Genomic DNA, 26,080 nt, shown 5'->3' on the forward strand with positions numbered 1-26,080 from the left:
CATGCACGCTTTGCAAGCCAAGATCCTCGACCCCCGCATCGGTACCGAATTCCCGTTGCCGCAGTACGCCACGCCAGGCTCCGCCGGCCTTGACCTGCGCGCTATGCTGGAAAAAGACATCGTCATCAAGCCGGGTGAAACCGTGCTGATCCCGACCGGCCTGTCGGTCTACATCGGTGATCCGGGCCTGGCCGCGCTAATCCTGCCGCGCTCTGGCCTGGGCCACAAGCACGGCATCGTGCTGGGCAACCTGGTCGGTTTGATCGACTCCGATTACCAGGGCCCGCTGATGGTGTCCTGCTGGAACCGTGGCCAGACCGAATTCACCATGGTCGTTGGCGAGCGGCTGGCCCAGTTGGTGCTGGTGCCAGTGGTTCAAGCGCATTTCGAGATGGTTGAAGAGTTCGTCGAAACCCAGCGAGGTACAGGCGGTTTCGGGCATTCCGGCAGCCATTGATGAATTCATTGTGGGAGCGAGTTTGCTCCCACAGGTTTTGCACTGAATTACACAAAGTTCATCTGGAAGGTTTACCGCCGAAAATCAAGGCATTGGCCGACCAAAGTTTCGCTAATCCCGGTGGCATGGCCTTTTCGCACCACGAACTCTCTGTGGAAAACGCCGTCATACCCTTCAGTTTGAGCCGGCCGAAGCGTACCAAGCAGGCCTGTCCAGTCACTTTCGAGATGGAGCATTCCTACAGATGAACACCCCCGCCCAAGTCGCACCCAAGTTCCCAGACAGCATCTTTCGCGCCTACGACATTCGCGGCACCGTCCCGGAATTCTTGAACGCTGAAACCGCTTACTGGCTCGGTCGCGCCATTGGCGCCCAAAGCCTGGCGCAGAACGAGCCGAACGTTTCCGTTGGTCGCGATGGTCGCCTGTCCGGCCCGGAACTGGTTGAGCAACTGATCAAAGGCCTGGCCGATGCCGGTTGCCATGTCAGCGACGTCGGCCTGGTGCCAACGCCAGCGCTGTACTACGCCGCCAATGTATTGGCCGGCAAATCCGGGGTGATGCTCACCGGCAGCCACAACCCGTCGAACTACAACGGCTTCAAGATCGTCATCGCTGGCGACACCTTGGCCAACGAACAGATCCAGGCCCTGCACGAGCGCCTCAAGACCCACAACCTGAGCAGCGGCAAAGGCAGCGTGACCAAGGTCGAAATCCTCGACCGCTACAACACCGAAATCGTCCAGGACATCAAACTGGCCCGTCGCCTGAAAGTCGTGGTCGACTGCGGCAACGGCGCAGCCGGCGTGATCGCCCCGCATCTGATCGAAGCGCTGAACTGCGAAGTCATCCCGCTGTTCTGCGACGTCGACGGCAACTTTCCGAACCACCATCCGGATCCGGGCAAACCTGAAAACCTCGTCGACCTGATCGCCAAGGTCAAGGAAACCAAGGCCGACATCGGCCTGGCCTTCGATGGCGATGGCGACCGCGTTGGTGTGGTGACCAACACCGGCAGCATCGTCTACCCGGACCGCTTGCTGATGCTGTTCGCCCGTGATGTTGTGGCGCGCAACCCTGACGCGGAAATCATCTTCGACGTCAAATGCACCCGACGCCTGATCCCGCTGATCAAGGAATATGGCGGTCGTCCGCTGATGTGGAAGACCGGTCACTCGTTGATCAAAAAGAAAATGAAACAATCCGGCGCGCTGTTGGCCGGTGAAATGAGCGGGCACATCTTCTTCAAGGAGCGCTGGTTCGGTTTCGACGACGGCATTTACAGCGCCGCGCGTCTGCTGGAGATCCTCAGCAAGGAAAAATCCACTGCGGAAGAGCTGTTTGCGACCTTCCCGAACGATATTTCTACGCCGGAAATCAATATCCATGTGACCGAAGAGAGCAAATTCAGCATCATTGATGCATTGCACGATGCGAAGTGGGGCGAAGGCGCTGACCTGACCACCATCGACGGCGTGCGAGTCGACTACGCCAAAGGCTGGGGTCTGGTGCGCGCCTCCAACACCACACCGGTGCTGGTGCTGCGTTTCGAGGCCGATGATGAAGCTGAATTGCAGCGCATCAAAGACGTGTTCCACACCCAGCTGAAACGTGTTGCACCTGACCTCCAACTACCGTTTTGATTGATTGAAGCGCATTTTATTGAAGTGCCGGAGCCCTGAATGACCCTCGAACGCGAAGCCGCCGCCAACACCGCCAAGGTCCTGTCCGAAGCGCTGCCTTACATTCGCCGCTATGTCGGCAAGACGCTGGTGATCAAATACGGCGGCAACGCGATGGAAAGCGAGGAGCTGAAAACCGGCTTCGCCCGCGACATCGTGCTGATGAAAGCTGTGGGCATTAACCCGGTAGTCGTTCACGGTGGTGGCCCGCAAATCGGCGACCTGCTCAAGCGACTGTCGATCGAGAGCCACTTTGTAGATGGCATGCGCGTCACTGACGCCGCGACCATGGACGTGGTGGAAATGGTCCTCGGCGGCCAGGTCAACAAGGACATCGTCAACTTGATCAACCGTCATGGCGGCAGCGCCATCGGCCTGACCGGTAAAGACGCCGAGCTGATTCGAGCGAAAAAGCTCACCGTCACCCGCCAGACCCCGGAGATGACCCAACCGGAAATCATCGACATCGGTCACGTCGGCGAAGTGGTCGGCATCAACACCGATCTGCTGAACCTGCTGGTAAAAGGCGACTTCATCCCGGTGATCGCGCCCATCGGCGTTGGCGCCAACGGTGAGTCGTACAACATCAACGCTGACCTGGTGGCCGGTAAAGTCGCCGAAGCGTTGAAAGCTGAGAAGCTGATGCTGCTGACCAACATCGCCGGGCTGATGGACAAGTCCGGTACCGTGCTGACCGGCCTGACCACCCAACAGGTCGACGACCTGATCGCCGACGGCACCATCTACGGTGGCATGCTGCCGAAGATCCGTTGCGCGCTGGAAGCCGTGCAAGGTGGCGTGGGCAGCTCTCTGATCATTGATGGTCGAGTGCCTAATGCGATTCTGCTGGAGATCTTCACCGATACAGGTGTGGGTACCTTGATCAGCAATCGCAAACGTCACTGAGTCCAACGTTAAAAAAATCGCAGCCTTCGGCAGCTCCTACGGACGTATGAATAATCCGTAGAACCTGATGAAGCCTGCGATCTTTTTATGCGAGCCCAGCGGGGCTCGAAAAACATCGTGCAACACGACCCTGCGCAGAAGTCCAATGCCAAACACGCCAGCTGTCAGGCGTTAATGGCCGAACGATTCGAACTTCTCTTAAAATTGCGTCATATCACTCTATGCTTCGCACCCATTAGTATGCATGGCCAAGCAGTAATTATTCATATGGATAGTTGATCTGACCGCCCCTGGTGAATATTCACCGATGAAATACGAGTTGTCACGTATTGACACCAACGATTTAACGCTTAGAATCGAGGCCATGGTTACACCTTCCGAGGACCGGAAGGGATTAAAGTATAGGGATATACAAATGCTTGAAAACTCTCGGCAATGCCACGTTGCAGCATGCAACGATTCAAGATCACGCCTCTCGGCGATTATATCCGCTCATCAAACCTCTTCTTATCGCATCGCATCTTATAGCGATGCGATGTCCGCCCCCGTATCTCATCTATTTTAATTTCGATTTTCACATTGAGCAGTGCGGTCAAGTCATGACCGCGGTTCGTTGTCAGCAATTTCGTAATTACAACTTCGATAGTTGTTTGTTGGCGTTCGCCCTGAAAAAGTTTCCCTGGTCAAATGGAATTCCGGTTCTTAATCAAGGAGTGGCCTGGTCATGTTCAAAAGTCGCAAACGCATCGCACTCGATGACGCCAGTCTGGAACGTGTGAAGTTAACACCGCAGATGATCGACTACGATCGATTCGCAAATCGTGGTCGTTCCCAGTACCTGCCCTATGTCATGAGCTTCAATGCCGCCGACTACCGATCAGCGTCGATCAATACCGATCGGCTCGGATTTCGTTTCGCCCATGATGCCGAAGGCCGGCCGATCAGTGTCGGCAGCCTGGAGGCTTGCGCAACGCCGGAAGTCAATTTGCTGGTCGGAGCCTCGCCAGCTTTGGGGTACGGAGCTTCCAGCGATGCCGCCTCGTTGGTGAGCCGCCTTTCCTTTCATGATCTCGACGGAACGCCATGGCTGAATTTTGCGGGACATTGCTTCAATGCGACACAGGAATTGATGTTGTTCATGCTGCATGTCCACCGTTTACCCAAAGTGCGCCGGATCGTGGTCATGGGGGGCTTCAATACGCTGGTTATGGCACGTCTTCCTGAGTTCATTCGCGGCGATCTACCGCCGTTCTATTTCTGCGGAGAGTATTACGAAAAATTTGATGAAGTTGCTGTAGAGCATGGCGCCAAACTACCGCCCGTCAAACTTCCAAAGTGGCCAGCCGAAACCACCTCGGTGCCACCGATTGACCAAACGCTGACGCGCGCCACTCAAGAAACCCTCAATTGCCTGGCCACTTGGAAACGGCTTGCGGATTCCTTGGGCGCGGAACTTTCCTTTGTCATGCAGCCCTTGGCGACCTGGGTTAGAAAGCCGTGCACCGAAGAACAGAAACTGTTTGATGAGCTTGACCGGATTTCCCGACTGGGCACGTGGCAACACTTATATGGCGATATCTCCGATGCCGCCGTCGCTGAACAATATGCCGATAAATTGGCTAATGGTTGTTATGCGCTGGGTATTCGATTTGGAAACTTGGTCGAGGACTTGCGCGAACGTTCGGCCGACGAATGGTTTTTTGTCGACCGCGCACACTTTACGGACCTTGGCAATGATGTTGTGGCACGCGCTATTCATCGATACCTGCATTAAGAATTAAGGAGGCTTTATGTTAAAGCGAATTCGCAAGGCACTTGGCTCGCTGTTCAAGAGGAAGAAAAAAGCCAAGAAGAAAAACAACTCCTCCATCTATCCGATGCACTAATGAAAACCAACAGGCAGATCTTTTCTAGTTTCCTCGGGGCCCAGGCAGGAGAAGAGGCCAGGCGCATGTTTACGTCGGCCACTTTGCGTACCTGCCTCGATGCGACGCCTGGAGAAGATCCAACAGACGCCGACTTCGCCAGTGGGACGGTCCTTGCCGCGCTGCCGAACATTGCCTTCGAGCGACTTAGGCCCGTGCGCGAAGGATTCCGCAGGTTGGCGCAGGCGATCAAGGCTAACGAAGCGGATGCCCGGGCGCTGCGTGCCAAGGCTGCGCTGGAGTCGGCGCCCTTTCTGATAGGCAGCCAGTACCTGATTCATGGGGTGTGTGCCAGTTGGAACAACGAAGCTCGCTACGCGATGGCAGCGCTGAGAGTTCATGCGACGGATGTTGGTGTCGGTCAGCCAGGGGCCAGTCGCATCCAGCGCTACCAGGAGTTGCTGCGTCAGTATTCGCTGGCGGATGCCGGTGAAGACCTGCTGCGGGCGGTAGCCGACCCAAGGATCTCGGATGGGGCCTTCAACTTTGCCTCGACCCTGGCCGTGCTGGGGCACTTCCCGGAGTCGCTCATGGCTCAGGTCTTGGGTGCCAACCTATATCTGCGTCATTGCGGACTGCTGCCCTCTTTCGAGTTCATCGCCCACGATGAACCGTCCGCTTGCCAGTTCCTCGATCTGAGTCGCGACCCTGCCGGTGGTACCGATGACCTCTCCGTGCTCGCTGAAACGGCAGTGCGGGAATTCCTCGTGCACGAGGGGGCGTCTGGCCACGATGGCGTACGCCAGGGTTACCTGTGGGCGCGCTGGCAAACCGAGCAGATGAGCGAGGCGCTGCTCAATGTACTTGAGCGCTGGCTCGATCCGAGAGAGGCAGCGCGCCATTTGATCAGCCGTTGTCGGCCGGATGCTTGCCAGTATCACGAGAAGACGCGACTGAACAAGGTGCCGATGAAGTCCTTGCTGGAGGTCGACGACTCCTTGATCTTTCTCGATCACCTCGCCGCCAGCACCTACGTGAGGGCGGGCAAGCCCGAGTCGAGTCCGCTGCTCACCAGCCTGATTGCGCCACGGGGCAAGATGTTCCGCATCTTCAGTCGTGACGACATTGCAATTCTTGATCGTTGGATCGCCGGCCTGCCCTACGCCGATGCGCCCCTGCAACCCGCGGCCTGCCAGGTGTGGAAGGACGACGGCATGCTCGTTGGAGCCCTTCGGGAGGACAATGAGGCGCCGGTCCCCGCCAGCCTCAGCCCACGACAGGCATACCCGCGCATGCTGCGCGTGGAGCTCACGCCTGCAGAGGAACGCTATAGCCGACACTACGTGACGCGCTGGCTTGCCAAGGCCGCGCACGGGGTCGCCAAAGGGCGTTGCCCATTGCCGGATAATTGGGCTCCCGGTGTCCTGCGGCAGTGGTTGCAGCGCCAACACGAGGAGTCCAATCAGGCGCTGGAACAGGATGAAGAGCTACCGTCCCGCGAAGAGGTGGTCGCCGATATCCTTTCCCTGGCGCCGTTGACGATGATCGACGGTGCGTGGCTGGCTGGGTTCGCCCATCCAGCGGTGGCCTCCACAGCGTACGGCAGCCGACTGTTCGAGACGCTTTTCGATGAGCTGGGCAATGGAATTGAAAATCAGAACCATCCTGTCATCTACCGTCGCTTGCTAACGGCAGTACATGGCGAGTTGCCAGCCACCGCCAACCCTGACTACGCCAATGCAGACTGCTTCAACGACGAAAACTTCGGACTGCCGGTTTTCTGGCTGTCGATCGGGCGATATCCCCAAACCTATTGCCCGGAGATTCTCGGGCTGAACCTGGCGATGGAGCTTTCCGGTGTCGGTGGCGGCTATCGGCGTACCCACAACGCCTTGGTCGCCTATGGCTATCCGACGATGTTCGTCGATCTGCACAACTCCATCGACAACATCTCCACCGGGCATACGGCATGGGCTGCCGCGAGCCTGGATGCTTACCTCGGCGCATTTCCTCGAAGTGACCGTGACGAAATGTGGGCGCGGGTCCGTACCGGATTCGTCGCGCTCAATCCACCCAAGGAGCAAACAATGTTGGACAAGTTTCGCGAAAAAGTGAGGTCGTTGCTATGACGTACACACTTGGTATCTCTGCCTTCTATCACGACAGCGCGGCGACCTTGGTAGTAGACGGAAAAATCGTTGCCGCCGCCCAGGAGGAACGCTTCAGTCGGGTCCGCCATGACCCGGGTTTTCCACGGCAGGCCATCGAGTACGTCCTGGCACACGCGGGCATCAACCTGGCGCAGGTTGACCATGTCGCCTATTACGAAGACCCGGCGCTCAAGTTTCGTCGGGTGCTCTCGACAACCGCCGTGGCGGGATTTTCGGCCGCGCGCACCTATGCGCCGGTGCTTGGCGACTGGCTGTCGACCAAACGGCGGATGGACCGTGAGGTCGCGCGTCATCTGAAAACGATGGGAGACCGGGACGGTCGCCAGATCGAAGTGCATGGCCACCACGCGTCCCACGCTTCTTCGGCGTTCTTCCCAAGTCCGTTCAAGAGCGCCGCGATCCTGTGCATCGACAGTGTCGGCGAATGGGCGACAACTACCCTCTGGCACGGCAAAGCAGACGGCATCGAGCTGGTCGCGGAATTGTCCTTCCCCCATTCGCTGGGCCTGCTCTACTCGGCGTTTACTTATTTCTGCGGCTTCAAGGTGGACTCCGGCGAATACAAGCTCATGGGACTCGCGCCCTATGGCAAGACGACGTACGTCGACACGATCCTCGCGCACCTGATCGACGTAAAGCCCGACGGCAGCTTCAGGCTTGACTGGACCAAGTTCGAGTTCATCAAGGGGGAAGTGATGACGGGCGAGGCCTTCGAGCAGCTGTTCGGTGGGGCCCGGCGCTTGCCCGAGGCGCCATTGACCGAGCGCGAATTCGACTTGGCTGCGTCGGTGCAGAAAGTCACGGAAATAGTGGTATCGCGCCTGGCAAAGACCGCCCGTGAGCTCACCGGCGAGACATCGTTGTGCATGGCCGGGGGCGTCGCCCTCAACTGTGTTGCCAATGGCGTGATCTCCCGCGAGCGAACCTTCGACAGGCTCTGGGTGCAACCGGCGGCGGGCGATGCGGGGGGCTCGCTGGGCGCCGCACTACTGACCGACCGGAAACATCGCGGGGTGACCAGTCGCGAACTGCCCGCTGACGTCCTCGATGGTATGAGCGGAGCCTTGCTCGGTCCGGAATACAGTGAAGAGCAGATCAGGGACGAGTTGGAAGCATGCGGTGCCGTTTTCCACAGACTCTCGGAGAAGGAGCTTGACCACCGGGTGGTCACCAGCATCGAGGGCGGCGGGGTTATCGGCTGGTTCCAGGGGCGGATGGAGTTCGGTCCACGCTCGCTGGGCGCCCGTTCGATCCTCGGAGATCCGCGCCGCTCGGACACCCAGTCGACCATGAATCTGCGCATCAAGTTTCGCGAGTCCTTCCGACCCTTCGCGCCCGTGGTGCTTGAGGAAAAAGCGGCGGAGTACTTCAACATTGTCGAGGAAAGCCCCTACATGCTGGTGGTCTCGCCGGTGGCTGAGTCCATTCGCAAGGCGATCCCACACGAGCACGCGCAGCTGACCGGTATCGATCTGCTCAAGGTGGCGCGCAGCGATCTGCCGGCGATTACCCATGTGGACTTCTCGGCCAGGGTGCAGACCGTGGACCGGGAGCGAAACCCACGGTTCCGCGCGCTGCTTGAGCGCTTCTACCTGAGTTCGGGATGTCCTGTACTGGTCAACACCTCGTTCAACGTGCGTGGCGAGCCGATCGTGAACACCCCGTTCGAGGCCTATCGCTGTTTCATGCGTACCAACATGGATGTGTTGGCGATCGGCGATTTCTACCTGGAAAAGTCGGAACAGCCTCGGTTCGAGGAAGCGGTCGACTGGCGCGAAACCGTGCCGCTGGACTGATCAATTCATTCACTAGGGAAGGTGCACCATGAATTACGTTCTGCTCTATCTGATCCTGCCGCTGGGAATGTACCTACGCCGAACCGCTACGTTCGCACACCGGCCGGACCCCAAGGCCAGCTCATACCTGAAACGCAAATCATGAGCATCATGGCCATGGATGTTCAGCAGGCTTCGGTGGTCCAGGTCATGATCATCGATGACCCCGACCTGACCGGGCTGGGGGGTTGTCGCGCGAAGTTGGCCGAAACGCCGCACCACGCCGACAGCGTGGGAGAAATCGGTGAGGGCTGGCTGCGCACAGTATTGGGCAGCGATAGCGTCAAAACGATACGTGCATTCCCCACCAGCCCGTACAAGGCATTGCTGCTGCGAGGCATTTCGATCTCCACGGATGTCGTGACGCCGCGCAATGGCTTTCTGGCCAACGCCCAGTGCGTCCTGGATTTTGACCTGCTGCAGTTTGGCATGCTGCGATTGCTGGGTGTCAGGCCGCATGCAGTCGAGTACGAGAACCTCGGCAAGCTGGTCAGGAACGTGGTTCCGGTGCCGGAGGCCGCGGGCACCACGAGCTCCTGGGGGGCGGACGTGGAATTTTTCTGGCACACCGACAATCCCAATTGGCCCTTCGACGACCAGGGCCAGGGCGTCGCGGCATCCGTACCGAACTACTTGGCCTTTACCGCCGTGCGCAACCTGGAAGGCGCCTCCACCGGCATCGTCTGTGTGGATCAGGTCCTTTCACAGTTGCCCACCTGGGCGATCGCCCAATTGCAGAGGCCTGCCTTCACCTTCGGTGCCCCTGCTTCCAACGAGGGTTTCGATGGCCCGCAGAGGGTGCTGCCGATCCTGGAACAGGGCAATAGCGGTAATCGCCTGCGCTTCGACGACGGGATCGTGGCGGCGCTCGACCCGGACAGCGAAGAGGCCCTCGGGCTCCTGCGCCGATGCCTGCGCGATGCCCAGGGTATTGAGGTGGTGCTTCAGCCAGGTGACTTCTTCATTTTCAAGAACGCCCGCGTGCTGCACCGACGCAAGGCGTTCCAGCCCATGCCCGACAGCAACGTACGTTGGCTGCGCAGGGTGTACGGCAGTTAAGCCTTCTTCAAACCCCATCACGATAAACATGGAGTTCACGCATGAACAAGCGAATCGCAGTAATCGGAGGCCGCCCCGCGCCCATTCACGGCGCCAAGGAACTGGGCATCGACGTAGTGCTGGTGCACCAGGAGGGGGACTACGAGCAGGAGATCGTTGCCCATTGCGAACAGGTGGTGCATGCCAGGATCGACGACGCAGACGCGATCATCAAGGTGCTCGAACCCCTGCATCGCGAACGTCCGTTTGATCGCATCATCACCACCACCGAAGTAGCGGGCGAGTCGACGGGCAAGGTGGTCGAACACTTCGGCCTCACTGGGGTTTCCTACAAGACCGCGCGCCTGCTCAAGGACAAGGTGGCCATGCGCGATCTGCTGGCCAGGCATGACCTGAGCCCCGTAGCCTATCGCCACGTCACCAGTGCGCAGGATGCAATCGCATTCGTTAAAGGCCATGGCAAATCGGTACTCAAGCCGGCAGAAGGTGTGGCCAGCCTGCATATTCATCCCTGCGATGACGAAACCTCCGCGACGAAGGCCTGGTTGGCCCTGCAGGACGCCGATGTCAAACACATCATCATCGAGGAATACCTGGAGGGGCCAGTCGTCAGCGTAGACTCCTTCTCCTTCAAGCGACGCCACCTGCCGATCGGCTATTCCCAATACCGCATGAACGACAAGTACGTCGAGTGGGAAGTCAGCACTCCGAGCACCGACGCCAAGAAATGGCTGAAAGAGCTGAAGGAAATGACCTGCCGCCTGCTCGACGCCGTAGAGCTGGAGGAAGGTCCGTCCCACAGCGAGTTCGTGCTGACCCCGAAGGGCCCTCGGGTACTCGAATCCCATGCCCGCCTGGCCGGCTCGGGTGCACCGGAACTGGTGAGGCGCGCGTTTGGCCTGGACCTGAACCGCATGTTCCTGACCGTGCCCCTGGGTATCGACACGCTGCCAGAGGTGTCGCCCGAACCTATTGCCGGTGCGGCGATTCAGTTCTTCGTCCCGACGCCTGGCAAGGTGACGAAGGTTGAGCTCGACCTCAAGCCTGACGTCGACGTGCGTCACACCAGGCAGGGCGAGACTCCGCTGGTGTTCCTGCCGTTCCTGTTCGAGCTGGGTGGGTCCGAGCGTGCCGTGGTGATCCAAAAGCACAACGGCGACCAGATTCCACCGCTCGACACCGTTGCCGACTGCGTTTCAGGGTATGTACTGGTAACAGGCACCACGCGTGAAGACGCCGTCCGAATCGGAGACGAACTGGTGGAGGCAGTCCACTTCATCGTGGAATCCAAGGCATGAGCTACGTGCTTTGCTTGCATCGTTGGGTCGGCTGCCAAGCCCTCTACGACCGATACGAGTTGCCTGACGGAATGATGATTCGGGCGATCTGCACGCCCGAATCCCTCGCATCGCTGCCGAGCGAGCGGTTGGCGTCGAGTTCGACGCTGGCCTCTCTGGACGATGCCGAGGCAGTCAAGGCTGAGGCCGGGCGCTTGGTCCAGCAGTACGGCGTTCCGGTGCTAGTGGTCGCCCTCAATGAAGGCGACCTGCTTAATGCCGCTTCGATTCGCGAGCGATGGGGAATACCGGGAGACTCCGTTGCCTGGATCGAACGGTTTCGCGACAAGCTCACCATGCTGGACTTTGCTGGCCGGCAGACGTCGATTAGTGTGTTGCCGGCAGTGGCTGCCGATTCCTGCGAAGCCGTGGAGCGACTAGCGGCCAGTCACGGCTATCCGCTGGTGCTCAAGCCGCGCTATGGCACGGCGAGTCGCGGCGTGAAGATCCTTCGCGGTCCCGGAGATCTTGATCAGCGGCAGCAGGCAATCGAGCCGATGATGGTTCAAGTCTACTGCGCCGCCCCGATCCTTCACGTAGACGGCTGGTGGGATGGGGAACGGATCGTGGTAGTCACGGCATCGCGCTATGTGAACAGTTGCGCCGACTTCGGCCCGGACAGCCCACTGGGCAGCATTGAGCTGGAGGAAAGTGAGGACGAGCAACGGATTACCCAGCGCGTTGGGCAATTGCTCATGGCCTTCGCGCCAGCGCGGGAAATTGTCTTCCACCTCGAACTGTTCGACCAGGGTGATGAATTGCTGTTTCTGGAAATTGGTGCCCGGGTTGGCGGTGCCGAAATTCCTTTCCTCTGGCGGGAGGTGAGGGATATTGACCTGCTGGGGATCGCCTGGGAGCTCCAGACAGGGGCGTCAACTCGCTACAGGGACCTTGCGCGCAGCCGCAGCAGTGAGGGCCGCCCCTTGCACCGCGAGCGGGGCGCCTGGGTGATCGCCCGGCACGGCAGCTCTTCGCGCGAGAGCCTGGGAACCCTATATTGGGCTCAGCCTCAGGACCTGGAGCACTCCGCCAGCGGTGTTTATGAGGGCGCCAGAACCCGCCTTCGCCTGCGCAGTTTCGAGGGTTCTGCGCTGGCACGCGACGTAGGGAAGATTTTCCAACAGTTATCTAAATCATGGAGCGTTCAATCGTGAAAACAGCCGTTATTACGGGGGCCAGTAGTGGCATTGGAGAGGCGTGCGGACGTGCTTTGGCCAGTCGTGGCTGGCGGGTATTCCTGGTCGCGCGCAGAGGTGATCGGCTTGAGCGGATCGCCGGAGAAACCGGCGGACAGGCTATCGTGCTGGACGTGACCCAGGCACGGGAAGAGGACCTGGCACAGGTCGCGGACTGCGATCTTCTGGTGAACTGTGCGGGCGGTGCGCTTGGCCTGGATGCGATAGGCACGGCGACTGCCGAGGACTGGACGAACATGTTCAACAACAACGTGCTCGGGACCTTGAGGATGACCCAGCTGCTGTTGCCTCGGCTCATCGCGTCTCAGGGCTGCATCGTCAATATCACCTCTACGGCGGCGCTCGCTGGCTATGAAGGGGGCGGCGGCTATTGTGCGGCCAAGAGCGCTCAGCGTGCCTTGACACAGTCCTTGCGACTGGAAATGACCGGCGTGCCGGTGCGCATCACCGAAGTGCTACCCGGCATGGTGCATACGCCGGAATTTTCCTTGAATCGTTTTCGCGGCGATGCCGAGCGGGTCAAGGCCATCTACGAGCATGTCGACCGGCCTTTGAGCGCCGAAGATGTCGCTCAGGTAGTAGCGTCGATCGCCGAACTGCCGGCCCATATCAATGTCGACGAAATCGTGGTTCGGCCAGTGGCCCAGCGCGCCCAGCATGCACTATTCCGCGGCAGTCTCGGCTGGCTCGAGCAGCAGTCAGGCGCCCATACCCCAGTAAACGAAGGAGCACGCTGATGGTTGCGCTGGAAAGCCTGGCCGGTGTGGCTATCATTGCCCTGGGCATGGTGCTGACACCGGGACCTAATATGGTTTACCTGACCTCGCGAGTGATTTCCCAAGGGCGACTGGCGGGGATGATTTCCCTGGCGGGTGTGGCCGTGGGCTTCGTGTGCTACCTGCTGGCGTCGGCACTGGGGCTGGCTGCTTTGTTCAAGGCCGTGCCGGTGGCCTACGACGTAGTCAGAATCGCGGGCGCGTTTTATCTGGGCTACCTGGCCTGGAACATGCTCAAGCCCAAGGGCACCTCCCCCTTCGAAGCGCGCCAGCTGCCACCGCACTCGCCGAGACGGCTGTTCACTATGGGGTTAGTGACGAACCTGCTGAATCCGAAGATTGCACTGATGTATTCCGCCCTGATCCCCCAATTCATCGATCCTTCCGTAGGATCGACCTTACAGCAGTTCATTCAACTCGGGCTGGTACAGATCGTGATTGCCGTCACAGTGAACGGCATCATCGTCTTGGCCGCTTCCAGGGTCAGCAACTTCCTGGCCACACGCCCCTTGGCCATGCGGTCCCAGCGTTGGGTGTCCGGGACTGTCCTGGGCGTGTTCGCGGTCGATATCCTGCTGCGTAAGCCTTTAACCTGACAGAAGGGTGGACTTTTCCACTGGTTCTGAAATGACAAGACCCGGCCACTGGCCGGGTCTTGGCATCAAACGCCAAACTGGGCGCGATAAGCCTCAACCGCCGGCAAATGTTGCTTGAGCTGCGGATCATCCGCCAGGAATTCCAGCACCTGGTTCAGCGAAACGATGCTGATCACCGGAATGCCGAAGTCACGCTCCACTTCCTGGATCGCCGACAACTCACCGTTGCCACGCTCCTGGCGGTTCAGGGCGATCAGTACGCCCTTGGCCTTCGCGCCGTCCTGGGACGCAATGATCTGCATCACCTCACGAATCGCGGTGCCGGCGGTGATCACGTCGTCGATGATCAGCACGTCGCCGGTCAGCGGTGCGCCGACCAGGCTGCCGCCTTCGCCGTGAGCTTTGGCTTCTTTGCGGTTGAAGCACCACGGCAGGTCACGCTCGTGATGTTCGGCCAGGGCCACTGCCGTGGTCGCTGCCAACGGAATGCCTTTGTAGGCTGGGCCAAACAGTACGTCGAACGAAATACCGCTCTCGACGATGGCTGCCGCGTAGAAACGACCCAGCTGCGCAAGGGCCGAGCCCGTGTTGAACAGGCCGGCATTGAAGAAGTAAGGACTGGTGCGCCCGGACTTCAGGGTGAACTCACCGAAGCGCAAAACGCCGCGATCGATGGCAAAACGAATGAAATCGCGCTGATACGTTTGCATGAAAAAAACCCCAAATACCACGGATTTAGCTAATTAGGTTGACGCCGTGTATCATACACGCACGCGATTTTTGGGGCCATTTATGCGGATCATCAGTGTGAACGTCAATGGTATTCAGGCTGCAGTGGAGCGAGGTTTGCTCAGTTGGCTGCAAGCACAGAATGCCGACGTCATCTGCCTGCAGGACACCCGCGCCTCCGCCTTTGAACTGGACGATCCAGCCTTCCAACTGGATGGCTACTTCCTTTATGCCTGCGAAGCCGAAGTTCCTGCCCAAGGTGGCGTGGCTTTGTATTCGCGGTTGCAACCGAAGGCAGTCATCAGCGGTCTCGGCTTCGAGACGGCCGACCGCTACGGGCGTTACCTGCAAGCCGATTTCGACAAGGTCAGCATCGCGACCTTGCTGCTCCCTTCGGGGCAGAACGGCGATGAAGACTTGAACCAGAAGTTCAAGCTAATGGACGACTTCGCCCGTTATCTGGATAAACAGCGACGCAAACGTCGCGAGTACATTTACTGTGGCTCGCTGTACGTGGCGCAACAGAAGCTGGATATCAAGAATTGGCGTGATAGCCAGCAATCTCCGGGCTTCCTGGCGCCTGAACGCGCCTGGATGGACGAGATTGTCGGCAACATGGGGTATGTCGATGCCCTGCGCGAAGTCAGCCGTGAAGGCGACCAGTACAGCTGGTGGCCGGACAACGAACAGGCTGAGATGCTCAACCTGGGCTGGCGTTTCGACTACCAGTTGCTGACCCCGGGCCTGCGCCGCTTTGTTCGTAGTGCACGCCTGCCACGTCAGCCACGGTTCTCGCAGCACGCACCACTGATCGTGGACTACGACTGGACGCTGACTATCTAAGCCCTGTTTCGCAGACACAAAAAGCGGACATCGCTCAGACCTGTGAAAATCCGGCAGTCAGCTAGCCGGAAGAAAAAATGCCCGTATCGCAAGATACGGGCATTTTTTATGGATCGTTAACAGTGATCGAACCTTTAAGCAGCGGCAAAGAACGGCAGCGCAAGGTACAGCTTGATCACGATGACATTAATGATGTCGATGAAGAAAGCCCCCACCATTGGCACCACCAGGAACGCTATCTGCGAAGCTCCGTAGCGCTGTGTCACTGCTTGCATGTTGGCGATGGCCGTTGGCGTGGCACCCAGACCAAAACCGCAGTGCCCTGCCGCCAGTACCGCCGCATCGTAGTTGCTACCCATGACCCTGAACGTCACGAAAATCGCAAACAGTGCCATGACCAACGTTTGTGCAGCCAGGATGATGAAGAACGGCAAAGCCAGCGAAGCCAGATCCCACAGTTTGAGCGACATCAGGGCGATCGCCAGAAACAACGACAAGCTGACATTCCCCAGCACGGAGACTTCACGCTCAAACACCTGATATAAGCCAAGTGCTGAAAGCCCGTTCCGCAAAACCACACCCACGAACAAGACGCAAACGAAGGTCGGCAACTCAAATGCGGTTTCGCGCAGCGCGCCATTCAGGAGGGAGCCTGCCAGCAAGCTGACCGCAATCAGAGCGAGTGTCTCGATAAACGTAAATGGCGTGATCGAGCGCTCTTTGTTCGGCTGCTCAAAGCCCTTTGGCATCCGTGGCTTTTCTTGCTCAAGGCCGGGCGTCTGGACACGCTTGATGAGCAGGCGAGCGACCGGACCACCAATCAAACCGCCCAACACCAAGCCAAACGTCGCAGAGGCCATCGCAAGTTCAGAAGCGGAAGCCAGACCAAACTTCTCACTGAACGTCGCTCCCCACGCCGCACCTGTACCGTGACCGCCCGACAAAGTAATTGAGCCGGTCAGCAGACCCATCAAGGGATCGAGCCCCAACGCCTTTGCGAGCCCGATGCCCATGGCATTCTGGACCACCAAAAGCCCAGTGACGACCAGTAGAAAAACCCCCACTACACGCCCGCCTTTCTTCAGGCTGGCGAAGTCTGCACTCAAGCCAATGGTGGCAAAGAACGCCAACATCAAGGGAGTCTGCAGTGAAGTATCAAACCGGACTTCAACGTCAAAGACTCGCAAAGTCAACAGAACCAAGGCAACCACCAGGCCGCCTGCTACAGGCTCCGGGATATTGTAGGCGCGTAAAAAACCAACACGTGCGACAAGTCCCCGCCCCAGTAACAGTACTAAAGAGGCGGCCACAAGTGTTCCGTAAAAATCGAGCTGAATCATTGGGATATTCTTGGATATATATTCAGGGGCGAACTTTTTACCTGGACACGCCCCTTGAACAGGTTGATCGTCTCAACACTGATTGGTTTAGATTCAAGGACCGTCAATGGTCTGAATATATCGAAATATTTCTGGATGAAATTTACTTGCGGCAACTTTATCAACCACCAAGTCGAGTTGCCAGCGCATAGGCAGTGCTGAAGCTTTGCAGTTGTGACTAAAAGTGTAAGAACGACATATACACGTGCGCAGTAAATATTTACGGTGACTGAATACCGCAAATGGCAACCATCATAAATGGCTAGAGAAATTAATCTGTTGTCAAAAAACAAATGCCCCGAGAATTCGGGGCATTGGCTTTAAACCGCGGCGAACTGCGTTTTCACCCAGCCTGTATGCTGTGGGTTGCTTGTTCGCACTGGCTTTTTAATGCGGGAGCCGCGCTGGTCATTATTTGATCAGCCGCCAAGTGAACGGGTAACGATAGGGAAACCCTTCATTCGCCTTCACGCCCGCAATGATCGTCAGCACCAACGCACCAATCGCGACCAGACCCAACAGAAAGAACCCGACGATCACCACCATCAGCAGAAAGCAAATGGCGGAAGCAATGGCGACGGTGATCTGAAAGTTCAGCGCCTCTTTACCCTGCGCATCAATGAACGGGTCCATCTCGCGCTTCATCTGCCAGAGAATCAGCGGGCCGATCAGCGTACCGAACGGAATCCAGATCCCCAACAAGGCGGACAAGTGACAAAACATTGCCCACTGACGAACTTCTTTGCTCGGAGTGGGAAGTACCTGTTGCTCGTCACTCATAACGTCCTCCTTGTGTGGTTCCATCCGGTCAGTCGGCCAATGCAGCCTTCTGCAGGTCGAAGATTTCGGTCATGCCTTTATTCGCCAGTTCCAGCATAGCGTTCAGCTCTTCTGGCTGGAACGGTGCGCCTTCGGCAGTGCCTTGGACTTCGATGAAACCGCCCGTGCTGGTCATCACCACGTTCAGGTCGGTCTCGGCAGCCGAGTCTTCCAGGTAGTCGAGGTCAAGCACAGGCTCGCCCTGATACATGCCGACGGAGACGGCAGCGATCATTTGCTTGAGTGGGTCGCCGCCTTTGAGGCCGCCGCGCTTCTTGATGACTTTCAAGGCATCGACCAAAGCAACCATGGCGCCGGTGATGGACGCGGTGCGGGTGCCGCCGTCAGCCTGGATCACGTCGCAGTCGACGTACAGGGTCACGTCGCCCAGCTTGGACATGTCCAGCGAAGCGCGCAGGGAACGACCGATCAGGCGCTGGATTTCCAGGGTGCGGCCGCCTTGCTTGCCCCGGCTCGCTTCACGCTGGTTACGCTCGCCGGTGGCGCGCGGCAGCATGCCGTATTCGGCGGTCAACCAGCCCTGGCCCTGACCTTTGAGGAACCGCGGCACGCCGTTTTCGACGCTGACGGTGCAGATGACTTTGGTATCACCGAACTCGACCAGTACAGAACCCTCGGCGTGTTTGGTGTAGTTGCGGGTAATGCGGATCGAGCGGAGCTGATCGGCAGCGCGACCACTTGGACGTTTCATAGGGAATACCTGTACGGAGGACGGAAAACTGCCGAGCATTATAGAGCCGACGGCCACGACTGGGCACTTCTAAAAAATTCGCCCGACGACCGAAGGCCCTGAACCGCGCTTTGCCGACGGCTTGCAGCCCTTTGTCACAGCGTGTGTTTGGGCGCATCCGCCCCACTGCGCTACAATCCTGCGCCTTTGCTGCCTGTCGGCTTTCATTCACAGATATCGGGTCCGCGAAACCTTTGGTAACGCATCGACCCGACTTGCGAGGTACCTCCATGGTGCACAGCATGACCGCCTTCGCCCGCGTTGAAAAAGCCGGCACCCAAGGCACCCTGAGCTGGGAGCTGCGCTCGGTCAACAGCCGCTACCTGGAACCGCACTTGCGCCTGCCGGAAACCTTTCGCGACCTTGAAGGCGCAGTCCGCGAGACCCTGCGCCAAGGCATCTCCCGGGGCAAGCTTGAATGCACCCTGCGCTTCACCGAAGAAAACACCGATAAACCGCTGCAAGTGGACCGCGAGCGCGCCGCACAATTGGTCGCCGCCGCCGAGACGATCGCCAGCCTGATCAAAAATCCAGCGGCGCTCAACCCGCTGGAAGTGCTGGCCTGGCCCGGCGTGCTGGTGGGTGATGCCACCGATCCGCAAGCCTTGAATGCCGAAGCATTGGCGTTGTTCAACGAAGGCTTGAAAGAGCTCAAGGCTGGCCGCGAGCGCGAAGGCGCGGAGCTGGCACGGCTGATCAACGATCGCCTGACCTCCATTGAAGAAGACGTCGTCACCCTGCGCGAACTGGTTCCGCAGATGCTCGCCACCCAGCGCCAGAAAGTCCTCGACCGCTTCGCCGACATGAAGGCCGACCTGGACCCGCAGCGTCTGGAGCAGGAAATGGTCATGCTCGCGCAAAAGAGCGACGTCGCCGAAGAACTGGATCGCCTGAGCACTCACATCATCGAAGTTCGCCGGGTGCTCAAATCCGGCGGTGCTGCTGGTCGGCGCCTGGACTTCCTGATGCAGGAACTCAACCGCGAAGCCAACACACTGGGCTCCAAAGCCTTCGACCCGCGCAGCACCCAAGCGGCGGTCAACCTCAAGGTGTTGATCGAGCAGATGCGCGAACAAGTGCAGAATATTGAGTAAGGCAAACCCGACATGACCCACAGCACCGGCACCCTGTACATCATTTCCGCCCCTTCCGGCGCGGGCAAGAGCAGCCTGGTCAAGGCCTTGACCGACGCAGATCAGGAGATCCGCGTCTCGGTCTCCCACACCACCCGAGCCATGCGCCCCGGTGAAGTAAATGGCGTGAATTACCACTTCGTCGACCGCAGCGATTTCGTGAAGATGATCGAGCACGGGGATTTCCTGGAGCGCGCCGAAGTGTTCGGCAATCTCTACGGCACTTCGCAAAGCCATCTGCAGCAGACGCTGGACGAAGGCCACGACCTGATCCTGGAAATCGACTGGCAGGGTGCAGAGCAAGTACGCAAATTGATGCCCCAGGCGCGCTCGATCTTCATTCTGCCGCCGTCCCTGCAAGCCTTGCACCAGCGCCTGAACAATCGCGGCCAGGACAGCGAAGAGGTCATAGATGGCCGGATGCGTGAAGCCGTCAGCGAAATGAGCCACTACGTCGACTACGATTACCTGATCATCAACGACGATTTCGCCCACGCGCTGAGCGATTTGCAGGCGATATTCCGCGCCAATCAGCTGCATCAAAAGCGTCAGCAGCAGCGTAACGGAAAACTTTTGGCTGAATTGCTCGGCTAAACAGCACTTCCCAAAACCGCTGCAAGGGCTTTACATTGGCACTTGCAGCGCGTTGAAGGGCTTGGTCAAAAAATCAGCGCTTCCCTAATCGCTGGTGATTTTTTAAACTGTCTAGTCCGCTCGCCCACCCGGGCAGCGCGCATATTGCATTCGCTCCGAGGAATACCATGGCCCGCGTAACCGTTGAAGACTGCCTGAACCACGTGGAAAACCGTTTTGAACTGGTCATGCTGTCCACCAAGCGTGCCCGTCAACTGGCCACCGGCGGCAAAGAGCCACTGGTTCAGTGGGAAAACGACAAGCCTACCGTGGTAGCGCTGCGTGAAATCGCTGAAGGTCTGATGAGCTACGAGTTCATCGCCAATGCTGAAATCGTCGAAGACGAACCGCTGTTCGCAGCGTTCGAGGACGAGTCCAACGAGGCCGTCTAAGCCTATGCCTGGTCGACGTAGCACGGCGCGGGGTCATAGCGAACGGCAGGAGTTATCATGCCGAGCATAGAGGCCCTCGCCGATCGCTTATCGACCTACCTCGGCAAGGACCAGGTCAACCTGGTCCGCCGAGCGTACTTCTACGCCGAACAAGCCCACGACGGTCAACGCCGGCGTAGCGGAGAGGCGTACGTCACGCATCCTCTTGCGGTGGCGAATATTCTTGCCGACATGCACATGGACCATCAGAGCCTGATGGCCGCGATGCTGCATGACGTGATCGAAGACACCGGTATTGCCAAAGAGGCGCTACAAGCGCAGTTCGGCGAAACCGTGGCCGAACTGGTCGACGGGGTCAGCAAACTGACCCAGATGAACTTCGAGACCAAAGCCGAAGCCCAGGCCGAAAACTTCCAGAAAATGGCCATGGCCATGGCACGCGACATTCGCGTGATCCTGGTCAAACTCGCCGACCGCCTGCACAACATGCGCACGCTGGAAGTGCTGTCCGGTGAAAAACGTCGGCGGATCGCCAAGGAAACCCTGGAAATCTATGCGCCCATCGCCAACCGGCTGGGCATGCACGCCATCCGCATAGAATTCGAAGACCTCGGCTTCAAGGCCATGCACCCGATGCGATCCGCGCGGATCAACCAGGCGGTCAAACGCGCCCGGGGCAACCGCAAGGAAATCGTCAACAAGATCGAAGAGTCCCTCAGCCACTGCCTGGCCATCGACGGCATACAGGGCGAGGTCAGCGGTCGTCAGAAACACCTCTACGGCATCTACAAGAAAATGCGCGGCAAGCGTCGGGCCTTCAACGAGATCATGGACGTGTATGCGTTCCGGATCATCGTCGACAAGGTCGACACCTGCTACCGCGTGCTGGGTGCTGTGCATAATTTGTACAAACCGTTGCCGGGGCGCTTCAAGGATTACATCGCGATCCCCAAGGCCAACGGCTATCAGTCGCTGCACACCACGCTGTTCGGCATGCACGGTGTTCCGATCGAGATCCAGATCCGCACCCGTGAAATGGAAGAGATGGCCAACAACGGCATCGCCGCCCATTGGCTGTACAAATCCAGTGGCGATGAGCAGCCAAAAGGCACTCATGCCCGCGCCCGCCAGTGGGTCAAAGGCGTGCTGGAAATGCAGCAACGGGCCGGCAACTCGCTGGAATTCATCGAAAGCGTGAAGATCGACCTGTTCCCGGACGAGGTCTACGTGTTCACGCCCAAAGGCCGGATCATGGAACTGCCCAAAGGCTCTACGGCGGTCGACTTCGCTTACGCGGTGCACACTGACGTCGGCAACAGCTGCATTGCCTGCCGGATCAATCGTCGTCTCGCACCGCTGTCCGAACCGCTGCAAAGCGGCTCCACGGTCGAGATCGTCAGCGCTCCCGGCGCTCGGCCGAACCCGGCATGGCTCAACTTTGTGGTAACCGGCAAGGCGCGGACGCACATCCGCCATGCGCTGAAACTGCAACGCCGCTCCGAGTCCATCAGCCTCGGCGAGCGTCTGCTGAACAAGGTGCTGAACGGTTTCGACAGCTCGCTGGAAAAAATCGCCGCCGAGCGCGTCAAGGCGATGCTCGCCGAGTACCGCCTCGAATTGATCGAAGACTTGCTGGAAGACATCGGCCTGGGTAATCGCATGGCATACGTGGTCGCCCGCCGCCTGCTTGGCGAAGGCGAACAGTTGCCAAGCCCGGAAGGCCCGCTGGCCATTCGCGGCACCGAAGGCCTGGTACTCAGTTACGCCAAGTGCTGCACGCCGATCCCGGGCGACCCGATTGTCGGTCACCTGTCCGCCGGCAAAGGCATGGTTGTGCACCTGGACAACTGCCGCAACATCAGCGAAATCCGCCACAACCCGGAAAAATGCATCCAGCTCTCGTGGGCCAAGGATGTCACCGGCGAATTCAACGTCGAACTGCGTGTCGAGCTGGAACACCAACGCGGCCTGATCGCACTGCTGGCCAGCAGCGTCAACGCGGCCGACGGCAATATCGAAAAAATCAGCATGGACGAACGCGATGGTCGCATCAGCGTGGTCCAACTGGTGGTCAGCGTGCACGACCGCGTGCACCTGGCCCGCGTGATCAAGAAACTGCGCGCCTTGACCGGGGTGATTCGCATCACCCGCATGCGTGCGTAAAGCCCACTCTTACAAGGAGTCATTCATGACCAAGACTGTTATCACCAGCGACAAGGCCCCGGCCGCCATCGGTACTTATTCCCAGGCGATCAAGGCTGGCAACACCGTTTACATGTCGGGTCAAATTCCTCTGGACCCAAAAACCATGGAACTGGTTGAAGGCTTCGAAGCCCAGACCGTCCAGGTGTTCGAGAACCTCAAAGCCGTGGCCGAAGCCGCTGGCGGCTCGTTCAAAGACATCGTCAAACTGAACATCTTCCTCACCGACCTGAGCCACTTCGCCAAGGTCAACGAGATCATGGGCAAGTACTTTGACCAGCCTTACCCTGCCCGCGCCGCCATCGGCGTGGCCGCCCTGCCAAAGGGTTCGCAGGTTGAGATGGATGCCATTCTGGTCATCGAGTAATACGTCCGGCGCAGCCCGAACAGGCTGCGCCGATCTTGCTTTGAAAGGATTCCACCATGCGCCACGCGCTAGCTTTCTCGCTGGTCGCCCTACTCTTGGGCGGTTGTGCCAGCAACCCTGCCGACCGTGACATCAGCGGCACCTGGATCAATCAGGTGGCGATCGATGCTGCAGCCAAAGGCGGCCCCCTGCGCGAAGCGCTCCAGGCCTATGGCCCGAACCTGGAATGGGACATCAACACCAAGGCCGGTCAGGCCCGCTACACCAATGGTTTTGAAAACGTCGACGGCAAGCTGCTGGGCGAACAGTCCGGCGCCTGGAAAATCGACTTTTACGGCAGCTCCGGCAGTGAGCTGAAACGTGACGGCAAGCAACTGAGCCAGTCCGCGACCGAGAACGAGTCGGAGCAAGTCTTCGACCGCGCGCAGGTCCAGGTACCGGAAGGCGCACCGATTGGCGCGAGCTTTGAACGTGCGTTGTACTCGGCCTACATGGGCGGCAGCTGGAAAATCGTCAGCGGTCAGGGTGAAGGCAATACCGTGCAATTCCAGGCCGACGGCCAGATTGCCGGTCTTCCGGGTGCTGATCGTTATGCCCTGTGCCTGGCCGGTGATTGCGCGTCGATGAGCGGCGGCAACGACAACATGTGGCTGCAACTGAACGGCCAAGGCAACACCTGGATCTTTGCGCGCAAGGGCAAAGAACTGGAAATCCTCCAGGCGGTGAACACCGCACAGGCGGATGAAATGCCGCAGTTCACCCCGGGTGATCGCAAGTGGTTGCTGGAAAAGCAGTAACCCGGCTTTAGAGCCAACGCAAAACCAATGTGGGAGCGAGCCTGCTCGCGATGGCGGCATAACAGTCAACGAAGATGTTGAATGTCAGGGCCTCATCGCGAGCAGGCTCGCTCCCACATTTTGATTTGTGGTGATCAAGAGTTAGCCGCGGTCTTCGAGGATCGCGGCATAACCTTCACGATAGCTTGGGTACTTCGGCGTCCAGCCCAAGGCTTTTGCTCTGGCATTGCTGCAACGCTTGCTGCCCGTACGCCGCACGGTCGCATCGTCGGCCCACTCCGTCACGTCCAGATACTCGCGCAACCAGCCCACCACTTCCGCCAACGGCGCGGGCGCGTCGTCGACGCCTATGTAGACGTCATCCAGCACCTCACCGCGACGATCTGCCTCAAGCAGATACGCCATCAACCCCGCCGCGTCGTCGGCATGAATACGGTTGCCATAAAGCGGCGGATCGACCGCCACGCGATAACCCCGCCGCACCTGCGTCAGCAACCACTCGCGGCCAGGACCGTAAATACCGGTCAAGCGCACAATGCTCGCCGGAATGCCGCTTTTGAGTGCGACCTGCTCAGCCTCCAGCATCAGTCGCCCCGAATAGCCCGTGGGAATGGTCGGCGAGGACTCGTCGACCCACTCGCCATCCTGCTGGCCATACACGCTGCTGCTGGAAACAAACAGCAGACGATCGGGCACCTGACCGTAGTCGTTCAGCCAGTCCAACACATGCTGCAAGCCCTGCACATAAGCAGCGCGATATCCGGCTTCATCGTGGTCGGTAGCCGCCGCGCAATACACCAGGCAATCCACCGCACCGACTGGCCAGGTCACTGGGCATTCTTCATTGAACAAGTCGCCGGCAACGCCAATGACTCCCTCGGGCAGGCGGGAGACGTCACGCCTCAGGCCATGAACCTCCCACCCGCAAGCCACCAATTGCGTGGCCAGACGACTGCCGACATCACCGCAACCGGCGATCAAAACTGAGGGCGTGGACATCAGAAAACTCCCATCGGAAAGAAACAGACTAGCGCCAGCAATGGACGAGCGGCTAGCAATGCAAGAAAAAAGAGACTCTATTACTTTTGTTAACAAGAATTACTTGCAATAATGCACGCCACTTTTGTTCTCGGCCTCACGAGGCCTGGAAGAACATTAACCGTCTTTTTCTCTCAGGTCCGGCCAGCATGACACGCAATCAATTCTCCGCTTCGCCAACCAAAAGCCCTCGCGCCTGGCGTGCAGTGGCTGCTCTGTTGCTCAGCCTGATGCTGGCACCGACCGCCGCTTTCGCTGACGCACAAGCACCCGCCACTCCAGCCACCGCCGTGGCACCAGCGCCAGCCGATGCTGCCGCCCCAGTCGCCGCTCCGGTCGCGACCGATCCGGCTCAGGCTGTAGCCGCCGAAGACGCTCCTGAAGTGCTCGAAGCCGACAACACCCTGGGCATGGCCCACGACCTGTCGCCGTGGGGCATGTATCAGAACGCCGACATCATCGTAAAAATCGTGATGATCGGTCTGGCCATCGCCTCGATCATCACCTGGACCATCTGGATCGCCAAGGGTCTTGAGCTGATGGGCGCCAAGCGCCGTCTGCGCAGCGAAATCGTCCACCTGAAAAAAGCCACCACCCTTAAAGAAGCCAGCGCGACAGCCACCAAGGAAGGCACTCTCGCCAACTTGTTGGTGCATGACGCCCTGGAAGAGATGCGCTTGTCGGTCAACAGCCGCGAGAAAGAAGGCATCAAGGAACGTGTTGCCTTCCGTCTCGAGCGACTGGTGGCGGCCTGCGGTCGCAACATGAGCAGCGGCACCGGCGTCCTCGCCACCATCGGTTCCACCGCGCCGTTCGTGGGCCTGTTCGGTACCGTGTGGGGCATCATGAACAGCTTCATCGGCATTGCCAAAACCCAGACCACCAACCTCGCTGTCGTGGCACCCGGCATCGCCGAAGCCCTTCTGGCGACCGCACTGGGCCTGGTTGCAGCGATCCCGGCCGTAGTGATCTACAACGTCTTCGCCCGCTCCATCGCGGGTTACAAGGCACAAGTGTCTGACGCCTCGGCTGAAGTCCTGCTGCTGGTCAGCCGTGACCTCGATCACCTGCCGACCTCCGAGCGCTCCACGCAACCGCACATGGTCAAAGTAGGGTAA

General features: G+C 59.0%; 23 protein-coding genes and 1 pseudogene. 19 read left to right on the forward strand and 5 right to left on the reverse strand.

Annotated features, from left to right (window positions below; all coding sequences use genetic code 11):
* Position 1: 1 nt before the first annotated feature.
* The 11 genes and pseudogenes from dut (at position 2) to ACA048_RS28795 (ending at position 13,879) form a co-directional block, all read left to right on the forward strand.
* Positions 2-457, forward strand: a complete 456-nt coding sequence (gene dut, locus ACA048_RS28745; protein ID WP_027926354.1) for a dUTP diphosphatase — start codon at positions 2-4, stop codon at positions 455-457.
* Positions 458-722: 265 nt separating this feature from the next.
* Positions 723-2,099, forward strand: a pseudogene (locus ACA048_RS28750) (phosphomannomutase/phosphoglucomutase); the annotation flags it as partial.
* A gap of 39 nt (positions 2,100-2,138) precedes the next feature.
* Complete coding sequence (gene argB / locus ACA048_RS28755) at positions 2,139-3,044, forward strand: acetylglutamate kinase (RefSeq protein ID WP_034147720.1); 906 nt, start codon at positions 2,139-2,141, stop codon at positions 3,042-3,044.
* A gap of 724 nt (positions 3,045-3,768) precedes the next feature.
* A complete protein-coding gene (locus ACA048_RS28760) occupies positions 3,769-4,818 on the forward strand; it encodes a hypothetical protein (protein WP_497627265.1) in 1,050 nt (349 codons plus the stop codon).
* 177 nt (positions 4,819-4,995) lie between these two features.
* Entirely contained in the window at positions 4,996-7,038 is a 2,043-nt protein-coding gene (locus tag ACA048_RS28765; RefSeq protein ID WP_497627266.1) for an iron-containing redox enzyme family protein, read from the forward strand.
* The gene (locus ACA048_RS28770) at positions 7,035-8,876 is read left to right on the forward strand and encodes a carbamoyltransferase family protein (protein WP_497627267.1); all 1,842 of its coding nucleotides are present in this window, start codon (positions 7,035-7,037) and stop codon (positions 8,874-8,876) included. Before ACA048_RS28765 ends, ACA048_RS28770 begins: the two co-directional genes overlap by 4 nt.
* A gap of 141 nt (positions 8,877-9,017) precedes the next feature.
* Positions 9,018-9,974: a TauD/TfdA family dioxygenase gene (locus ACA048_RS28775; protein WP_497627268.1), complete on the forward strand. Its 957-nt coding sequence runs from the start codon at positions 9,018-9,020 to the stop codon at positions 9,972-9,974.
* 41 nt (positions 9,975-10,015) lie between these two features.
* Positions 10,016-11,272, forward strand: a complete 1,257-nt coding sequence (locus ACA048_RS28780; protein WP_497627269.1) for an ATP-grasp domain-containing protein — start codon at positions 10,016-10,018, stop codon at positions 11,270-11,272.
* Positions 11,269-12,465, forward strand: coding sequence for an ATP-grasp domain-containing protein (locus tag ACA048_RS28785; protein WP_497627270.1), 1,197 nt, complete (start codon positions 11,269-11,271; stop codon positions 12,463-12,465). The genes ACA048_RS28780 and ACA048_RS28785 overlap by 4 nt, the downstream gene beginning before the upstream one ends.
* The gene (locus ACA048_RS28790) at positions 12,462-13,244 is read left to right on the forward strand and encodes an SDR family oxidoreductase (protein ID WP_497627271.1); all 783 of its coding nucleotides are present in this window, start codon (positions 12,462-12,464) and stop codon (positions 13,242-13,244) included. The genes ACA048_RS28785 and ACA048_RS28790 overlap by 4 nt, the downstream gene beginning before the upstream one ends.
* The gene (locus ACA048_RS28795; protein ID WP_497627272.1) at positions 13,244-13,879 is read left to right on the forward strand and encodes a LysE family translocator; all 636 of its coding nucleotides are present in this window, start codon (positions 13,244-13,246) and stop codon (positions 13,877-13,879) included. Before ACA048_RS28790 ends, ACA048_RS28795 begins: the two co-directional genes overlap by 1 nt.
* A 65-nt stretch (positions 13,880-13,944) precedes the next feature.
* Here ACA048_RS28795 and pyrE read toward each other — a convergent pair whose 3' ends face one another.
* Complete coding sequence (gene pyrE / locus ACA048_RS28800) at positions 13,945-14,589, reverse strand: orotate phosphoribosyltransferase (RefSeq protein WP_497627273.1); 645 nt, start codon at positions 14,587-14,589, stop codon at positions 13,945-13,947.
* A gap of 82 nt (positions 14,590-14,671) precedes the next feature.
* Here pyrE and crc point away from each other — a divergent pair, with 82 nt between their 5' ends.
* Positions 14,672-15,451: a catabolite repression control protein Crc gene (gene crc / locus ACA048_RS28805; RefSeq protein ID WP_007934608.1), complete on the forward strand. Its 780-nt coding sequence runs from the start codon at positions 14,672-14,674 to the stop codon at positions 15,449-15,451.
* Positions 15,452-15,585: 134 nt separating this feature from the next.
* On the opposite strand, the gene gltS is transcribed toward crc, so the two are convergent.
* The 3 genes from gltS to rph form a co-directional block, all read right to left on the reverse strand.
* Positions 15,586-16,791, reverse strand: a complete 1,206-nt coding sequence (gltS, locus tag ACA048_RS28810; RefSeq protein WP_497627274.1) for a sodium/glutamate symporter — start codon at positions 16,789-16,791, stop codon at positions 15,586-15,588.
* A gap of 450 nt (positions 16,792-17,241) precedes the next feature.
* Entirely contained in the window at positions 17,242-17,610 is a 369-nt protein-coding gene (locus ACA048_RS28815; protein WP_452628658.1) for a DUF4870 domain-containing protein, read from the reverse strand.
* Positions 17,611-17,638: 28 nt separating this feature from the next.
* Positions 17,639-18,361, reverse strand: a complete 723-nt coding sequence (gene rph, locus ACA048_RS28820; protein ID WP_497627275.1) for a ribonuclease PH — start codon at positions 18,359-18,361, stop codon at positions 17,639-17,641.
* 269 nt (positions 18,362-18,630) lie between these two features.
* Here rph and ACA048_RS28825 point away from each other — a divergent pair, with 269 nt between their 5' ends.
* The 6 genes from ACA048_RS28825 to ACA048_RS28850 all read left to right on the forward strand — a co-directional run bounded on the left by ACA048_RS28825 (position 18,631) and on the right by ACA048_RS28850 (position 23,924).
* The gene (locus tag ACA048_RS28825) at positions 18,631-19,494 is read left to right on the forward strand and encodes a YicC/YloC family endoribonuclease (protein WP_497627276.1); all 864 of its coding nucleotides are present in this window, start codon (positions 18,631-18,633) and stop codon (positions 19,492-19,494) included.
* Between the two features lie 12 nt (positions 19,495-19,506).
* Complete coding sequence (gmk, locus tag ACA048_RS28830) at positions 19,507-20,127, forward strand: guanylate kinase (RefSeq protein WP_223521204.1); 621 nt, start codon at positions 19,507-19,509, stop codon at positions 20,125-20,127.
* Between the two features lie 167 nt (positions 20,128-20,294).
* The gene (gene rpoZ, locus ACA048_RS28835; protein WP_007894670.1) at positions 20,295-20,558 is read left to right on the forward strand and encodes a DNA-directed RNA polymerase subunit omega; all 264 of its coding nucleotides are present in this window, start codon (positions 20,295-20,297) and stop codon (positions 20,556-20,558) included.
* A gap of 57 nt (positions 20,559-20,615) precedes the next feature.
* A complete protein-coding gene (gene spoT / locus ACA048_RS28840; protein WP_497627277.1) occupies positions 20,616-22,721 on the forward strand; it encodes a bifunctional GTP diphosphokinase/guanosine-3',5'-bis pyrophosphate 3'-pyrophosphohydrolase in 2,106 nt (701 codons plus the stop codon).
* A gap of 25 nt (positions 22,722-22,746) precedes the next feature.
* The gene (locus tag ACA048_RS28845; RefSeq protein WP_003229509.1) at positions 22,747-23,127 is read left to right on the forward strand and encodes a RidA family protein; all 381 of its coding nucleotides are present in this window, start codon (positions 22,747-22,749) and stop codon (positions 23,125-23,127) included.
* A gap of 56 nt (positions 23,128-23,183) precedes the next feature.
* Positions 23,184-23,924 carry a hypothetical protein gene (locus ACA048_RS28850; RefSeq protein WP_497627278.1) on the forward strand — a complete coding sequence of 247 codons (741 nt, stop codon included), beginning with the start codon at positions 23,184-23,186 and terminating at the stop codon, positions 23,922-23,924.
* A 141-nt stretch (positions 23,925-24,065) separates the two neighbouring features.
* Here ACA048_RS28850 and ACA048_RS28855 read toward each other — a convergent pair whose 3' ends face one another.
* Positions 24,066-24,923: an SDR family oxidoreductase gene (locus ACA048_RS28855; RefSeq protein WP_497627279.1), complete on the reverse strand. Its 858-nt coding sequence runs from the start codon at positions 24,921-24,923 to the stop codon at positions 24,066-24,068.
* 188 nt (positions 24,924-25,111) lie between these two features.
* On the opposite strand from ACA048_RS28855, the gene exbB reads away from it, so the two are divergent.
* Positions 25,112-26,080, forward strand: a complete 969-nt coding sequence (exbB, locus tag ACA048_RS28860) for a tonB-system energizer ExbB (RefSeq protein ID WP_497627280.1) — start codon at positions 25,112-25,114, stop codon at positions 26,078-26,080.

The sequence above is a fragment of the Pseudomonas sp. LBUM1659 genome (genome assembly GCF_059716045.1).

What these genes read in the sequence shown, in the direction of transcription:
- ACA048_RS28815 (WP_452628658.1), bottom strand. Translation starts at nt 17,610, where the DNA reads ATGAGTGACGAGCAACAGGTACTTCCCACTCCGAGCAAAGAAGTTCGT.
- ACA048_RS28825 (WP_497627276.1), top strand. Translation starts at nt 18,631, where the DNA reads ATGGTGCACAGCATGACCGCCTTCGCCCGCGTTGAAAAAGCCGGCACC.
- ACA048_RS28795 (WP_497627272.1), top strand. Translation starts at nt 13,244, where the DNA reads ATGGTTGCGCTGGAAAGCCTGGCCGGTGTGGCTATCATTGCCCTGGGC.
- ACA048_RS28845 (WP_003229509.1), top strand. Translation starts at nt 22,747, where the DNA reads ATGACCAAGACTGTTATCACCAGCGACAAGGCCCCGGCCGCCATCGGT.
- gltS (WP_497627274.1), bottom strand. Translation starts at nt 16,791, where the DNA reads ATGATTCAGCTCGATTTTTACGGAACACTTGTGGCCGCCTCTTTAGTA.
- ACA048_RS28780 (WP_497627269.1), top strand. Translation starts at nt 10,016, where the DNA reads ATGAACAAGCGAATCGCAGTAATCGGAGGCCGCCCCGCGCCCATTCAC.
- rpoZ (WP_007894670.1), top strand. Translation starts at nt 20,295, where the DNA reads ATGGCCCGCGTAACCGTTGAAGACTGCCTGAACCACGTGGAAAACCGT.
- ACA048_RS28850 (WP_497627278.1), top strand. Translation starts at nt 23,184, where the DNA reads ATGCGCCACGCGCTAGCTTTCTCGCTGGTCGCCCTACTCTTGGGCGGT.
- gmk (WP_223521204.1), top strand. Translation starts at nt 19,507, where the DNA reads ATGACCCACAGCACCGGCACCCTGTACATCATTTCCGCCCCTTCCGGC.
- rph (WP_497627275.1), bottom strand. Translation starts at nt 18,361, where the DNA reads ATGAAACGTCCAAGTGGTCGCGCTGCCGATCAGCTCCGCTCGATCCGC.
- spoT (WP_497627277.1), top strand. Translation starts at nt 20,616, where the DNA reads ATGCCGAGCATAGAGGCCCTCGCCGATCGCTTATCGACCTACCTCGGC.
- ACA048_RS28770 (WP_497627267.1), top strand. Translation starts at nt 7,035, where the DNA reads ATGACGTACACACTTGGTATCTCTGCCTTCTATCACGACAGCGCGGCG.
- ACA048_RS28855 (WP_497627279.1), bottom strand. Translation starts at nt 24,923, where the DNA reads ATGTCCACGCCCTCAGTTTTGATCGCCGGTTGCGGTGATGTCGGCAGT.
- ACA048_RS28760 (WP_497627265.1), top strand. Translation starts at nt 3,769, where the DNA reads ATGTTCAAAAGTCGCAAACGCATCGCACTCGATGACGCCAGTCTGGAA.
- ACA048_RS28775 (WP_497627268.1), top strand. Translation starts at nt 9,018, where the DNA reads ATGAGCATCATGGCCATGGATGTTCAGCAGGCTTCGGTGGTCCAGGTC.
- crc (WP_007934608.1), top strand. Translation starts at nt 14,672, where the DNA reads ATGCGGATCATCAGTGTGAACGTCAATGGTATTCAGGCTGCAGTGGAG.
- pyrE (WP_497627273.1), bottom strand. Translation starts at nt 14,589, where the DNA reads ATGCAAACGTATCAGCGCGATTTCATTCGTTTTGCCATCGATCGCGGC.
- ACA048_RS28765 (WP_497627266.1), top strand. Translation starts at nt 4,996, where the DNA reads ATGTTTACGTCGGCCACTTTGCGTACCTGCCTCGATGCGACGCCTGGA.
- exbB (WP_497627280.1), top strand. Translation starts at nt 25,112, where the DNA reads ATGACACGCAATCAATTCTCCGCTTCGCCAACCAAAAGCCCTCGCGCC.
- ACA048_RS28785 (WP_497627270.1), top strand. Translation starts at nt 11,269, where the DNA reads ATGAGCTACGTGCTTTGCTTGCATCGTTGGGTCGGCTGCCAAGCCCTC.
- dut (WP_027926354.1), top strand. Translation starts at nt 2, where the DNA reads ATGCACGCTTTGCAAGCCAAGATCCTCGACCCCCGCATCGGTACCGAA.
- argB (WP_034147720.1), top strand. Translation starts at nt 2,139, where the DNA reads ATGACCCTCGAACGCGAAGCCGCCGCCAACACCGCCAAGGTCCTGTCC.